Annotated in this window: 6 protein-coding genes and 4 rRNA genes; 2 read left to right on the top strand and 8 right to left on the bottom strand. The window is 44.7% G+C overall.

Annotated elements, in window-relative coordinates; all coding sequences use genetic code 11:
• Window positions 1–237: 237 nt before the first annotated feature.
• From ACZ449_RS22570 to gyrA, 8 genes are all read right to left on the bottom strand, one after another.
• Entirely contained in the window at window positions 238–1,653 is a 1,416-nt protein-coding gene (locus ACZ449_RS22570; RefSeq protein ID WP_464258293.1) for an S-layer homology domain-containing protein, read from the bottom strand.
• A 715-nt stretch (window positions 1,654–2,368) separates the two neighbouring features.
• Window positions 2,369–4,027 carry a dihydroxy-acid dehydratase gene (gene ilvD, locus ACZ449_RS22565; protein ID WP_464258292.1) on the bottom strand — a complete coding sequence of 553 codons (1,659 nt, stop codon included), beginning with the start codon at window positions 4,025–4,027 and terminating at the stop codon, window positions 2,369–2,371.
• A gap of 119 nt (window positions 4,028–4,146) precedes the next feature.
• Window positions 4,147–5,241, bottom strand: a complete 1,095-nt coding sequence (locus ACZ449_RS22560; protein WP_464258291.1) for a tetratricopeptide repeat protein — start codon at window positions 5,239–5,241, stop codon at window positions 4,147–4,149.
• Between the two features lie 402 nt (window positions 5,242–5,643).
• Window positions 5,644–5,760: ribosomal RNA gene (rrf, locus tag ACZ449_RS22555) — 5S ribosomal RNA — on the bottom strand.
• A 94-nt stretch (window positions 5,761–5,854) separates the two neighbouring features.
• A 23S ribosomal RNA gene (locus ACZ449_RS22550) occupies window positions 5,855–8,769 on the bottom strand.
• 333 nt (window positions 8,770–9,102) lie between these two features.
• A 5S ribosomal RNA gene (gene rrf / locus ACZ449_RS22545) occupies window positions 9,103–9,219 on the bottom strand.
• A gap of 167 nt (window positions 9,220–9,386) precedes the next feature.
• Window positions 9,387–10,942, bottom strand: a 16S ribosomal RNA gene (locus ACZ449_RS22540).
• Together the 16S, 23S and 5S rRNA genes form the textbook arrangement of a ribosomal RNA operon.
• Window positions 10,943–11,458: 516 nt before the next feature.
• Window positions 11,459–13,900, bottom strand: coding sequence for a DNA gyrase subunit A (gyrA, locus tag ACZ449_RS22535; protein ID WP_464261923.1), 2,442 nt, complete (start codon window positions 13,898–13,900; stop codon window positions 11,459–11,461).
• A gap of 196 nt (window positions 13,901–14,096) precedes the next feature.
• Between gyrA and ACZ449_RS22530 the strand changes: the two genes are divergently transcribed.
• Complete coding sequence (locus ACZ449_RS22530; protein WP_464258290.1) at window positions 14,097–14,735, top strand: manganese efflux pump; 639 nt, start codon at window positions 14,097–14,099, stop codon at window positions 14,733–14,735.
• A 128-nt stretch (window positions 14,736–14,863) separates the two neighbouring features.
• On the top strand, window positions 14,864–15,937 hold the full coding sequence (gene buk / locus ACZ449_RS22525; protein WP_464258289.1) for a butyrate kinase: 1,074 nt from the start codon (window positions 14,864–14,866) through the stop codon (window positions 15,935–15,937).
• The last annotated feature ends 31 nt before the right edge of the window (window positions 15,938–15,968 follow it).

The following is a 15,968-nucleotide window of genomic DNA, read 5'->3' as shown; positions in this document are numbered from 1 at the left end:
AGGTTCAGGTATTTTTTGTTGTATAGTAGTTCCTCTATTGTTTAATCATACCCTATGCTTATATATAGTCGAGTAGCAATATTTCGGAAATACGGCAAAATACCAACGTCATTACAAGAAGCGAAATACCGCTGCAGGCACAAGATTTGCTCCTGCGCGATGGGAAATCATACCAAAATTCACCTGTAAAGAAATAAGGGGAGTCTCCTTTTTTGAGACATCCCCTGGCCATTTCGATTAGAAGAATAATTCCATCTGAGCTAATGCCATGTGTTTATTGTCTGTACCGGCAATATCATTGCCATCGACAGTTTTACCGTCAATGTAGAAAACTTCGAATTTGGTATTTTTGATAAAGGTGTAATCAAAGCCAACTTCCATGCCTTTAATATTGTTCATACGTGCTGCTTTAGCATTATCATGACGCAAACCAGTGGTCATGTCACCGCGGTCAAAACCATCTTCGGCATATCTGTAACCAAGCCAGCAACCCCAGCTGCCAACCTTATTCTTATCCGCCTTGCCATAATCCAGTTTTATTTCATAGCCTATTGGCTCATCATCTGTAACAACCGAATTATCAAGAGCACCGCCTGTAGTCCCTCTAATTCTAGTGGCTCTGTTTTTAGCATATTCCGCACTTAGTACTAAATTATCCCAACCAGAATACTTAAAGCCGATACCTATGGTGTCATAGCTAGCACCTGTTTCTCCTCTGTCTTCGAGAGGATTCTTTAACCATTGGGCAGCCATAGTGAAATCCGGAGAGAAAGCGTATTTTAACTGAGCCAGTTTATACCAGGTGTTTTTCTGCTTGAAATTATTAGATGCTTTAGTAGTATATTTATTCTTCTTAGCATCATAAGTAGTAGTATAAACAGTTTCAGTATTATTACCGCCATGTTTCATAGCAAACATGTCTAACGTCAATTTTTTGTCTTTGCCAATAGTAACACCAGCGCCATCCCAATTATCTTTGTCCCAGCCAGTGTAGGCATTAAATGTTTTAAAATTGCCACGCCCAGCGAGCGCATGCACATTACCAATATCGCCTTCCATATAAGCGCGAACCAAATTGTTCTGATTGTCACTGCCGCTGCCGCCAAATTTAGCGGCTGATGATTCATAACGGGCAACCATCTTCCAGTTGTCATCCAAAGGGGCATTCATATTCAAACGATACCGCACCTGACCGTTTTTCTTTTTGTCAGAATCAGCACCAGTGAAACCCATCACGCCATCACCGGCATAATCATAGCGAAAGCGCAATTCACCGCCAATTGTCATTTTACCAAGAGAGTTCACCTTCTTTTCCAAGTTACTCACTCGAACCCCCAAATTGTTGAGCTCGGTAGCATATTCTGCCTTAAGTTTGTCAATCAAAACCTTATTGGCGGCATCGGCTTTGTCGACATTATACATGGCTTTAGCTACCAGCGTGGCCATTTCATAACGGGTAATCGCTTTATCCCCGCGGAAATCACCATCGCCATAGCCGTCAACAAGGCCTGCTTTTACTAATTGAGTCACTGCGGGATATGCCCAGTGATTTGACTTAACTGTTGCAAAAGGATTTTCCGAGACACCCAGTGCAGTGCCAGCTACACTTGTTCCAAGCATTACTGCAAGCGCCAAAGTTAAACTTTTCTTCATTTTTTTCCTCCCTAGTTTTTTTGTACTCTCTCGGAGAACCGAAGCCATATATTGACCAAGGCTTCTAGCCTTGGTCAATTTTCGTTTTTCCCCCAACAAATGCTGGTATTTTTAAATAATACTTGACTTTTTTAAAACACCTCCATAATCGCGAAGAAGGCCTTTATTTTGTCTATCTTGCAATAAGCGTCTTTGGTTGGCTTCTTCTTCACATCTTTCCTCAATTTTTCTATTTTGTTATAATTTACTACCAATTATAAAGCTGCTTTACCTTCTGGTTGTTGAGTTGCCGGAAGCGGTAGCTACTAGCTTATTTCTAACCAAAATTATATTTTTCCAAAGCATTTATGAATATTTATTTGAATTCAAACCGTAATTTAATTCTAAAGCGCATGGTATGTTTTGAGAATTAAAAATATTAAGATAATTGTTTGTTTTTTTCATAAAGATGATAAAAAATAACTAACCGGCCTTCTTTTATGTACGTTCCATTTGCTTTCTTGTCAACAATAATAAAAATCCTTCCAAGCAAATTGCCTGGAAGGATTGAAGATACGAATCACTTTATTTGACTTTGATTTGTTCGATTTTTCTTCACATACATAAAAAATCACTCCCAGTTCTATTTTACCATAAAACTGGAAGTGATTGTCCTTTTGTCTACAGTCTGAACAGTCCCTTTCGGGACTGTTCAATATTATTTAGATCATAAAATTTATTTTAGTACAGCACCCGTATTTGCCGAAGTCACTAGTTTAGCATATCTGGCAAGATATCCAGTAGTTACCTTAGGGGCTGGTTTAATCCAGGCTGCCTTCCGTTTCGCCATATCGTCGTCACTTACTTTGACCTCAAGCTTACGTCCTGGAATATCAATGCTAATAATATCGCCTTCTTCTACAAGGGCAATCGGGCCTCCATCCATAGCCTCCGGAGAAACGTGACCAATGCAGGCTCCCTGGGTAGCACCACTGAAACGTCCGTCAGTTAATAGTGCAACCTTAAGACCCATGCCAACAATTATAGCTGTCGGATTTAACATTTCCTTCATTCCCGGTCCGCCTTTGGGGCCTTCATAGCGAATAATAACAACATCGCCGTCTTTAATTTTTTTACCGATAATAGCCTCAATGGCCTCATCCTCGGAATTAAATACACGTGCAATACCTTCAAAAACAAGCATATCTTCTTTGACAGCACTTTCTTTTACTACTGCGCCATCAGGAGCTAGGTTACCGTTCAAAATAGCGATACCACCAGTCTTACGATAGGGGGCTTCCACTGTTTTGATTATGTCTGGCCGCAAAACAGCAGCCGCTTTAATCCGCTCACCAACAGTACCAGTCACCGTTAAGGCCTCAGTATGAATGCGACCAAGTTTAGAAAGCTCTTTCATTACTGCACAAATGCCACCAGCTTCGTTTAGGTCTTGCATATGATGAGTGCCACTTGGACTCAACTTGGTTATATAAGGTGTCTTACCACTAATTTCGTCAAACAACGGCAATGGCAATTCAATCCCGGCCTCATGAGCAATGGCGGTAAGATGTAACACCGTGTTCGACGAGCCACCGATGCCCATATCAACGGTCATCGCATTCTCAAAAGCCTGTCGGGTTAAAATATCACGAGCTTTAACATCACGCTTGACTAAATCAACAATAATTGAGCCAGCTTGTTTGGCAAGCATGCGGCGCGCGCCGAAATTTACAGCCGGGATTGTACCATTGCCAGGTAATGCCATACCCAATGCTTCAGCCATACAGTTCATAGTATTGGCAGTAAACAGTCCTGCACAGGAACCACACCCAGGACATGCCGATTTCTCCATTTGATCCATTTCTGCTGTTGTTATTTTACCGGCTTCAAATAGTCCTGCAGCCTCAAACATCGTGCTAACACTCACATCCCGTCCCTGATAGCGTCCTGCCATCATCGGGCCACCACTCATTACAATACAAGGAATATTAAGTCTGGCGGCCGCCATAAGCATACCTGGTACAATTTTGTCACAGTTAGGAATGAGCACAAGTCCATCAAAGCCATGACCGATTGCCATGGCTTCAACAGAGTCAGCAATAAGCTCACGACTAGGCAATGGATATTTCATGCCATCATGCCCCATAGCAATACCATCACAGATACCAATAGCAGGAAATTCCACTGGCATACCGCCACCAGCAGCTACGCCCATCTTTACAGCTTCAGCTACATCTTTAAGATGCATATGTCCAGGAATTATTTCATTAAAAGCGTTAACAACGCCAATCATTGGTTTTTCTAATTCTTGAGGAGTATAACCCATAGCATAAAACAAAGAACGATGTGCAGCCCTAGTTGAACCCTTTTTAACAATATTACTTTTTAAAGTCATGACTGACTCTCCTCTCTGATATGAAAACTGTTTTTCTCGAATGGACATTTTTTCTTTTAAAGTTACGAAACTAGTAACACTGTATTAAGTATTCAACGAAACATTATGAAATCCTTGCACTATCTTCTTTTCTTATTTTTATTTTTTTTTGCAGGTTTTTGTTTATTTACTTTACTTGCTAGTGGCCAGACTGGTGTATTATTTTGCTTACGTATGGCACGTTCTTCTGGCGGCAATTCGTTCCTACGATCTCCCAAATATACTTCAGCTAGCGGATAAAGCGTTTCCCGGCGATCATATTCAATTTCAAAATCAAGCATTGCTGTTGCCGCTATTTGACTTTTAGTAAGATGCGCCATTGCCTGTTCATTAGGCTTTGGCAATATATTAATCTTATTAGAGCTTCGCTTATAAATTGTTAGTAATATTTCTATTGCTCCTACGATAATTTCTCTAAGATCATAGGCCTTTAAATACTTATATTGGTAACTAAATGCCACAGCTTGTCGTAAATGCTCAGAAGCTTTTTCAAGCTCACCGCATTCAATAAGTATTTTTCCTATCGAATAATGGGATTCTACTTGCCCTATATCATTAGCCAATGCTTGTTCATGAGCAAACACCGCCAAATCTGGACGCTTTCCTCTATAGTAACTATTTCCCAAACGATTCCAAAAATAAGCATTATCAGGTGTCTCAGTCAGCTTTTTTAGAAAGTAGCCCTCAGCATCACTTCCCCATCGTGGTAAAAAGGCATTATCAATGATAGCTTCCCCAAATATAATCCCATCAGTCCTGTCAGCTCCAGCCATATTAATCATGGCTGCTGCTGCCAGTTTCATTGCAAGCATTGTTCGGATTCGCGGTGATAATTCCCATTCCCCGGCAGCATTACAATGTTTACAGCGAAAATAGCCAAGTGCCTGAAACTTCTCTATCCCGTTTCCAGCATCAGTACTATCTGTTGAAAACACTATAGTACCTAAATCATAGTCCCCACTCTTGTCGCATTTTCCACATGTCAACCGAAAAATATTTTCGGGAAACTCCTCGTTTACCTCTTTGATATGCTTGTACACAATTTTGGAATATTTTCCTGGTAACATGGCAGCGGTAGGACGCTGCGAAATAGTATCTACATCTTGACCAGTAGCTACGCTGATAAGTAAAGGGTTGATACCATATTTTTGATATTTTTCCACTACATCTATCATTCCCTTACGATAATATATGTATCTCTAACATACCTATTAATAATAATACTCTGAAACCTGAAAAAAAAACCCACCCGCGAGTAGTGGGTAGGTTTTTTCTTGTATTCTTATTATATTCCAGGATTTGAAAACTGTCAACCAAAAAACACCTACCAAATAGTAGGTGTCTTAGCTAACCAGCAACTTCCTAATCCCCCAGGCCAATCCAACCAAGTACCTTCGGCTACTACGAACGTCCATAGCACCCCATCTGCTTCGTTGTCACTGCGGGCGTCCCCTCCGACGTACTTCCCAGTACGACTACGGCGACGTCCTCGCTCCGCCTTGCACCTGGGGCACTCTGAACGTTCTAAACTTTAAGGCAATAAAAAAACACCTACGCATATAGTAGGTGTTTTGATCAACCAGCAACTTCCTAATCTCCCAGGCCGTTTCCAACCAAGTACCTTCGGCGTTTGTGGGCTTAACTACTGTGTTCGGTATGGGAACAGGTGGAGCCCCACAGCTATCGTCACTGGATATACAGAGAACAATATATGTTCCCTGAAAACTTCACAGAAGAAAGACTGCGCATTAGAATTCATTGATGTTTGCACTTCATGCAAACGAGGTTTAAGTCAAGTCCTCGGCCTATTAGTACCAGTCAGCTACATGGATTACTCCACTTCCACATCTGGCCTATCTACCTTGTAATCTGCAAGGGGCCTTACTTCTTTCGAATGACAGACCTCATCTTAAGGCTGGTTTCACGCTTAGATGCTTTCAGCGTTTATCCTTTCCGAACGTAGCTACCCAGCTCTACTCCTGGCGGAATAACTGGTACACCATTGGTTCGTCCACTCCGGTCCTCTCGTACTAGGAGCAGTTCCCTTCAAGTCTCTTACGCCCGCGATGGATAGGGACCGAACTGTCTCACGACGTTCTGAACCCAGCTCACGTACCACTTTAATGGGCGAACAGCCCAACCCTTGGGACCTACTTCAGCCCCAGGATGTGATGAGCCGACATCGAGGTGCCAAACCTCCCCGTCGATATGGACTCTTGGGAGAGATTAGCCTGTTATCCCCAGGGTAGCTTTTATCCGTTGAGCGATGGCCCTTCCACTCGGTACCACCGGATCACTAAGCCCGACTTTCGTCCCTGCTCGACTTGTCTGTCTTGCAGTCAAGCTCCCTTCTGCCTTTACACTCTTCGCGCGATTTCCATCCGCGCTGAGGGAACCTTTGGGCGCCTCCGTTACTCTTTCGGAGGCGACCGCCCCAGTCAAACTGCCCGCCTGACACTGTCCTCAGTTTCGTTACTTCTTGAGTTAGAATTCCAGTAAATAAAGGGTGGTATCCCAACATTGACTCCAACAAGACTTGCGTCCTATTCTCTCAGTCTCCCACCTATCCTGTACATCATTTACCAAAACTCAATGTCAGGTTGCAGTAAAGCTCCATGGGGTCTTTCTGTCCAGTCGCGGGTAACCTGCATCTTCACAGGTATTTCAATTTCACCGGGTCCCTCGTTGAGACAGTGCCCAAGTCGTTACACCTTTCGTGCGGGTCGGAACTTACCCGACAAGGAATTTCGCTACCTTAGGACCGTTATAGTTACGGCCGCCGTTTACCGGGGCTTCAATTCACAGCTTCGATTGCTCTAACCGCTCCTCTTAACCTTCCGGCACCGGGCAGGTGTCAGCACCTATACGTCAGCTTTCGCTTTAGCAGGCACCTGTGTTTGTGGTAAACAGTCGCTTGGGCCTCTTTTTTGCAACTCATTTTCGCTTCGACCGTTTCTAGTCTACACGATATATAAGCTCCCCTTTTCCCGAAGTTACGGGGACATTTTGCCGAGTTCCTTAACGAGGGTTCTCCCGCGCACCTTAGGATTCTCTCCCCGCCTACCTGTGTCGGTTTACGGTACGGGCACCTATTATCTCACTAGAAGCTTTTCTTGACAGTGTGGGATCAATGAATTCACCGTTATCGCTAACAGCTACCCATTACTTCTCAGGTTTAAGTTGTGCGGATTTGCCTACACAACACCCTACAAGCTTAGACGCGAATTTCCATCCTCGCGCTCATTTACCCTGCTGTGTCACTCCATCGCTCAAACGACTTTAGGTGGTACTGGATTTTTAACCAGTTGTCCATCGCCTACGCATCTACGCCTCGGCTTAGGTCCCGACTTACTCTGAGCGGACGATCCTTCCTCAGAAAACCTTAGGCTTTCGGTGGACAAGATTCTCACTTGTCTTTTCGCTACTCATACCGGCATTCTCACTTCTATACGGTCCACAGCTCCTTACGGTACTGCTTCGCTCCCTATAGAACGCTCCCCTACCCATGTCGTTAGACATGCCATAGCTTCGGTTCCGTGCTTTAGCCCCGGACATCTTCGGCGCACAATCTCTCGACCAGTGAGCTATTACGCACTCTTTAAATGGTGGCTGCTTCTAAGCCAACATCCTGGTTGTTTCGGAAATTCCACATCCTTTGCCACTTAGCACGGCATTGGGGACCTTAGCTGATGGTCTGGGCTGTTTCCCTTTTGACTACGGATCTTATCACTCGCAGTCTGACTCCCAGGTTAAAGTATATCCATTCGTAGTTTGACAAGGTTCAGTAATCTATAAGACCCCTAGCCCTATCAGTGCTCTACCGTCTATACTCATTACCTGAGGCTAGCCCTAAAGCTATTTCGGGGAGAACCAGCTATCTCCGCGTTCGATTGGCATTTCACCCCTATCCACAACTCATCCCAAAGCTTTTCAACGCTCACGGGTTCGGTCCTCCACGCATTTTTACCTGCGCTTCAACCTGGCCATGGATAGATCACTGCGGTTTCGGGTCTACAATAACTAACTATCGCCCTATTTAGACTCGCTTTCGCTTCGGCTCCATGTTTTCCACTTAACCTCGCTAGTTACTGTAACTCGCCGGTTCATTCTTCAATAGGCACGCCGTTGACCACATAAGGGTCTTCGACTGCTTGTAGACATACGGTTTCAGGTTCTCTTTCACTCCCCTCCCGGGGTGCTTTTCACCTTTCCCTCACGGTACTATGCGCTATCGGTCGCCAAGGAGTATTTTGCCTTGGAGGGTGGTCCCCCCTGCTTCCCACAGGGTTCCTCGTGTCCCGTGGTACTCTGGATTCTGACCCTCAGATGCAATCTTTCGTTTACAGGGCTGTTACCTTCTGTGGCCTACCTTTCCAGGTAGTTCGACTAGATATTTTCTGATTTTTGTCAGTCCGCAACCCCAAAGAGCAAAGCTCTCTGGTTTGGGCTCTTCCCCGTTCGCTCGCCGCTACTTAGGGAATCTCAATTGATTACTTTTCCTCCGGGTACTTAGATGTTTCAGTTCCCCGGGTGCCCCCCTAACCTAAGTTAGGTGACGGTGCATTACCACCGCCGGGTTCCCCCATTCGGAAATCCAGGAGTCAAAGCTTGCTTGCAGCTCTTCCTGGCATATCGGAGCTTACCCCGTCCTTCGTCGGCTCTTGGCGCCTAGGCATCCGCCGTATGCCCTTACTAACTTGACTTATGCTGCAACTGTCTATAAGCCGCCATCTGCTTCGTTGGTCCTCGAAATGTTTGCTTGCGTACGTTAGTACGCGGCGCTGCACACTTCTCCGGTCCGCCTCGCAGCTGACACCTTCTAGCCAGTTTCGCCTGCCTTACACTTTGCTTTCGCTAATGCAAGGACTTTTTTTAGAATCCTAATTGCGCTTCGTTAAGTTACTTCACATATTTGCATATGAGAGGTAATTTTACTTTGCTTTCTTCTGTGCAGTTTTCAAGGAACAGTGGAACATCTATATTATCAGAACCACTTGTATGTTTCAACAAGTAAGTTTTGGCAACTTTCGTTCCAAAACCAGCAACTTCCTAATCTCCCAGGCCGTTTCCAACCAAGTACCTTCGGCGTTTGTAGGCTTAACTACTGTGTTCGGTATGGGAACAGGTGGAGCCCTACAGCTATCGTCACTGGATATTTTGTTTTCAGGAATACTTATGTTATCATAGTCACTCGTGTTTTTCAACAAGTAATTTATGGTAACTTGCATTCCCTCAAAACTAAACAATGTAAGAGTATCATCTGCCAAGATGTACCGACCTAGAAGTTAGTTCAGTTGTTACGCTGAACGGTTCTCCCTAGAAAGGAGGTGATCCAGCCGCACCTTCCGATACGGCTACCTTGTTACGACTTCACCCCAATCATCGGCCCCACCTTAGACGGCTAGTTCCATTGCTGGTTACCCCACCGGCTTCGGGTGTTGTCAACTTTCGTGGTGTGACGGGCGGTGTGTACAAGGCCCGGGAACGTATTCACCGCAGTATGCTGACCTGCGATTACTAGCGATTCCGACTTCACGGAGGCGAGTTGCAGCCTCCGATCCGAACTGAGAGCTTGTTTATGCGTTTTGCTTGACCTCGCGGTCTTGCTTCGCTTTGTTTAAGCCCATTGTAGTACGTGTGTAGCCCAGGACATAAGGGGCATGATGACTTGACGTCATCCCCGCCTTCCTCCGTCTTGTCGACGGCAGTCTCCCTTGAGTTCCCGACATTACTCGCTGGCAACAAAGGATAAGGGTTGCGCTCGTTGCGGGACTTAACCCAACATCTCACGACACGAGCTGACGACAGCCATGCACCACCTGTTTTCGTGTATCCGAAGATAGGAACTAATCTCTTAGTCTTTCACTCAATGTCAAGCCCTGGTAAGGTTCTTCGCGTTGCGTCGAATTAAACCACATACTCCACCGCTTGTGCGGGCCCCCGTCAATTCCTTTGAGTTTCAACCTTGCGGCCGTACTCCCCAGGCGGGGTACTTATTGCGTTAGCTTGCGGCACAGAAGGGGTCGATACCCTCTACACCTAGTACCCATCGTTTACGGCTAGGACTACCGGGGTATCTAATCCCGTTCGCTCCCCTAGCTTTCGCGCCTCAGTGTCAGACACAGTCCAGAAAGTCGCCTTCGCCACTGGTGTTCCTCCCAATATCTACGCATTTCACCGCTACACTGGGAATTCCACTTTCCTCTCCTGCACTCAAGATTCCCAGTTTCCTGCGCCTATACGGGGTTGAGCCCCGCACTTAGACACACGACTTAAAAATCCACCTACACGCCCTTTACGCCCAATAATTCCGGACAACGCTTGCCACCTACGTATTACCGCGGCTGCTGGCACGTAGTTAGCCGTGGCTTCCTCCTTTGGTACCGTCATTACCCTGCATTATTCACACAAGATACGTTCGTCCCAAACGACAGAGCTTTACAATCCGAAGACCTTCTTCACTCACGCGGCGTTGCTCCGTCAGACTTTCGTCCATTGCGGAAGATTCCCCACTGCTGCCTCCCGTAGGAGTCTGGGCCGTGTCTCAGTCCCAGTGTGGCCGTTCATCCTCTCAGACCGGCTACTGATCGTTGCCTTGGTGAGCCATTACCTCACCAACTAGCTAATCAGACGCAGACCCATCTCTAATCGGTAGCTTATAAATAGAGGCCACCTTTCTTATCCTAGTCATGCGACCAAGATACCACATTCGGTATTAGCACCACTTTCGCGGTGTTGTCCCCAATTTAGAGGCAGGTTGTCTACGCGTTACTCACCCGTTCGCCACTAGGAGTTATAAATAACTCCCCGTTCGACTTGCATGTGTTAGGCACGCCGCCAGCGTTCGTCCTGAGCCAGGATCAAACTCTCCAATAAAGTTTTATTATTGAAGCCATTTGTTGGCTCTATAAATCATAGTAAGAAATTGTTTTTGTGTTGCATGTCGCAAGCGACATACAACCGCACATCTGGCTTTTATGATGCATTACTTACATTGTTCAGTTTTCAGGGAACGACGTACATGGATGTACTAGTGTCACGGACGTACCATGGACGGTACGCTTTGTCCGGGACCGATTGTCGTTCGCATTCTTGCGGAGCCGACATTTATATATGTTATCACGTTTATTTCATCGTGTCAACATCTTTGTTCTTGGTATAAATTGCTGTCTTTCTTCAGGCTTATTCATTATTGCCTTGCCTAAAATCGACTTGCCTATCTTATCATGCACAGCTTGTTTATGTCAATACATTTTGGATAGCTCAACTGTTTTATTAAGCCTCTCATACTACATACACTGAATATATAGCTAAAAAAGCGGCTTGCGCCGGGCCTTTAGGCGACAGCGTAAGCCGCTTTTATTTAGCTTTAAACTTTACTCATTCACTCTGCTAATCATTATTAGCTTTATTTTCAACCACTGCCAAAGCAACAACTTGATCATCCTTATCTGTACGCATAACTTTCACACCCTGCGTACTGCGGCTAGTTACCGAAATAGTATCAATCTCCATCCGGATAACGATACCCTCACTGGTAATTAGCATAAGTTCTTGCCCTGGTTTAACCACTTTTATACCGACAACATACCCAATTTTTTCAGCTGAATTGGGTTTAATATTGATAACACCTTTTCCGCCGCGTCCTGTTATACGGTATTCATCGGCGTTTGTCCGTTTGCCATAACCTTCTGATGTTATTGTAAGAACTTCGCCGTCTCTTTTCACGACATCCATGCCTATTACCTGGTCATCTTTATCTAGACCTATCCCCCTTACGCCATGCGCGGTCCTACCCATAATTCGCACATCAGCTTCATGGAAAACAATGGCCTTGCCGTCCCTGGTACCCATGATGATATCACACTCACCATTTGTCAGCTTAACGCCAATTAAATCATCATCTTCATCTAAGGATATGGCAATTAAGCCGCCTTTACGTGCAGTATCAAATTCGAGTAACTCGGATTTTTTTACAGTTCCTTTTTGCGTAGCCATAAACAAATAGCGTTTGGCACTAAACTCTTTGATGGGAATAACAGCTGTAATTTTTTCATCTTTCTCCACCTGAAGCAAGTTGACAATAGCCGTCCCTTTGGCTGTACGCCCGGCCTCCGGCAATTCATAACCTTTTAGTCGGTACATCCGCCCTCTACTGGTAAAGAACAAGAGATTGTGATGTGTTGTCGCCACAAATAAATGCTCGACAAAGTCCTCTTCTTTTGTTCCCATCCCATGTACACCTCTACCGCCCCGGCGCTGACTGCGATAGGTATCAACAGGCAGGCGCTTGATATAGCCCTGGTGCGTCAAGGTAATTACAATGTCTTCTTCAGCAATAAGGTCTTCCATATTCATTTTAGACACATCGCTGGTAATAATAGTACGCCGTTCGTCCGAAAAGCGTTTTTTTACATCCAAAAGTTCTTCTTTTATGATGTTCATTACTTTACTTTCGTCTGCCAGTACACCCTCTAACCACTCGATGGTCTCCATGATGTCTTTATATTCGTTCTCGATTTTTGCACGTTCAAGTCCAGTCAAACGCTGGAGACGCATATCCAGGATGGCCTGCGATTGCTTCTCACTTAGACTAAACTTATTCATTAATGCATTCTTAGCAATCTCCGGAGTTTCTGATTGCCTAATTGTACTAATAACAGCATCTAGATGGTCAAGCGCAATTTTTAAACCTTCTAAAATGTGCGCTCTGGCCCGTGCTTTATCCAGCTCAAACTTAGTACGGCGGATAATTACTTCTTTTTGATGCTCCAGATAATACCGCAAAACTTCCTGTAGGTTGAGTACTTTTGGATGACCCTTTACCAAGGCCAGCATATTTACTCCAAAAGTATCCTGCATTTGCGTATGTTTGTAAAGCTGATTTAAAACGACATCGGCATTCGCATCCCGCCTGAGTTCAATGACCACCCGCATACCTTTGCGGTCACTTTCATCGCGCAGATCGGTAATACCGTCGATTGTCTTATCCCGGACAAGTCCGGCGATATTTTCAATCAGTCTGGCCTTATTGACCTGGTAAGGCAATTCAGTAACTACGATTCGCTGCTTACCGCTAGACATGGTTTCCACTCTAGCCTGTGCCCGCATTTTGACACTGCCCCGTCCGGTAGTATAGGCCTGCCAGATTCCTTCACGGCCAAGTATCAAGGCCCCGGTCGGGAAATCCGGGCCTTTAATAGCTAGCATTAATTCACTGATTGCCACATCAGGATTATCAATCATCATAATCAGGCCATCAACCACTTCCCCTAAATTATGCGGGGGAATGTTGGTAGCCATACCAACCGCGATACCTGACGAGCCATTAATTAACAGGTTAGGTACTTTAGACGGCAGTACTGACGGCTCTTTTAATGATTCGTCATAGTTTGGGACAAAGTCAACTGTGTTCTTTTCAATATCGGCTAACATCTCTTCGGCAATTCGTGACATTCGAACTTCTGTGTAACGCATGGCTGCCGCCGAGTCGCCGTCCACTGAACCAAAGTTACCATGTCCGTCTACCTGCATATAGCGGGTAGAAAAAGTCTGCGCCATTCGAACAATGGCATCATATACCGAACTATCGCCATGGGGATGATATTTACCCAAAACTTCACCGACAATACGTGCCGATTTTTTGTAGGGCTTATTGGCCGCCATCCCAGCCTCGTGCATAGCATAAAGTATCCGGCGATGAACTGGTTTCAGACCATCGCGAACATCAGGCAATGCCCTCATAACAATTACGCTCATAGCATAGTCGATATATGAATTTTTCATTTCGTCTTCAATTTTGATTGGTAAGACCTTACCTAAGCCAAAATCCAAACCATCTTGCACAAAACCACCTCAATAATTCGACATTCTACTATATTTTCCCCACATAAGCAAAAAAATCCTGCAAAAGTTAGATAAAAGCATAAAAGTATCTGAACGATCTGCTAGTAACCCATTTTAGTCGCCAACCATATACTAAACATGAAAAGATAGTCTTATCATCATCATAACAGGAGGCGTACTGTTTATGAACCTTTTTTATGTTCTGCTGCTCGGCTTAGCTGTCAGTATTGACGGTTTTGTAGCCGGTATCGCTTATGGCTTAAAAAATATCGACATGCCTTTCACCTCTTTGAGTATTGTCGGTTTTGTAGCTGCAATTTGCACCGCTGTGGCCATGGTTATGGCCTATCTTGTTGGCCAGTTTATCAATACCGATATTGCTATTTTTATTGGCGCATTACTCCTGATTATGCTTGGTCTCTGGAGTTTGTTCCAACAATACCTAACTAAGGATATTGCCTCTTACGAAATGGATGGCCAAGTTACTGCACGCAAACTGACTTTTTCGCTAGGTCGGTTAGTTATCAGTATCATGGCTAAACCAGAAACCGCTGATGTTGATAAACTTGGGATTATAAGCCCCCTGGAAGCTGTCTTTCTTGGATTAGCAGTTGGCGCCGATGCTATGGTTGGCACCTTTGCCGCCGCCCTCATGGGACCAATGCCGCTTTATACCCCTGCTGTCATTGGCATAATTCACATGCTGTGCATTGCCGGAGGCTTTTATTCAGCCCATAAATTAATTTCCGAAAGAGTAAAAAAACAGTTTCCCTACCTGCCGGGTGCACTCCTGATACTTCTAGGTATTCTCAGACTTGGCTAGACTAGACGCCTAGTCCCCAAACTGGTAAAATATATAATAACTTTACTCCCGCAAAAGCATACAACGCGTTACTACTTTGCTAGTAGCTGATGTGGTTGGCAGCAATATATTAAACAGGGGGCTATTCTATGGTATATAAAATCTTGACTATTAATCCTGGATCTACCTCCACTAAAATTGGTCTATACTACAATACCACCGAAATTTTTGTACAAAATATTAGTCATAGCGCTGAGGATATCGCGAAGTTTTCCTCGATTACTGAACAATTTGAATACCGCTTGGAAAATATCGTTGCTTTTTTATCTGGTCAAAATATAAAAGCCAGCGATTTATCTGCGGTTGTCGCCCGCGGTGGATTATTAAAACCAATGATAGGTGGTACATATCAAATCACAGCAGCTATGCTGGATGATCTAAAACATAATCGCTATGGTGCTCATGCCTGTAATCTTGGTGGTATTATTGCTGATCTACTGGCCAAAGAAGGTGGTTGCCTTGGCTATATTGTCGATCCCGTAGTTGTTGACGAACTGGCACCAGTGGCCCGGCTTACCGGTTGCCCAGAAATTACCCGCAAAAGCATTTTTCATGCGCTGAATCATAAAGCAGTAGCCAAGCGTTTTGCTAAAACCATTAACCGTTCTTATGATAGTCTCAATTTAATTATAGCTCATTTAGGAGGCGGTATTTCCATTGGTTGTCACACCTTTGGTGAGGCTGTTGATGTTAATAATGCCTTCGATGGAGAAGGGCCATTTTCACCAGAGCGAGCTGGTACGCTGCCTGCTAAGCAGTTTGCAGATAAGATTGTTTCTGAAAAATTGGATATAAACACAATTGCCTCACTGATAGCTGGTAAAGGCGGTTTAGTGGCCTATCTGGGCACAAATGATGTGCGGGAGGTGGAACGCCGCATAGCGACAGGTGATAAACAGGCAGAACTTGTTTATCAAGCAATGATATATACCATTGCCAAAAGCATCGGTGCGGCTGCCATACCGGTCTGCGGTAAAGTAGATTATATTATTCTCACTGGCGGCATTGCCTATTCAGAGCAGCTTACCGCCAAACTCAAAGAATATATTAGCTTTATTGCCCCTGTTATTATTATTCCTGGCGAAAATGAACTGCAAGCACTGGCCGAAGGAGCCTACCGTGTACTAATTGGTGAAGAATCAGCCAAAGAATATACCCCGTAAGTAAAAAAAACTTAGTTAAGGCATTTGGCCT

It is taken from the genome of Desulfosporomusa polytropa (assembly GCF_055380075.1).
Note: the sequence above shows the minus strand (reverse complement) of the source record. Positions and strands in the feature narration are given on the sequence as shown.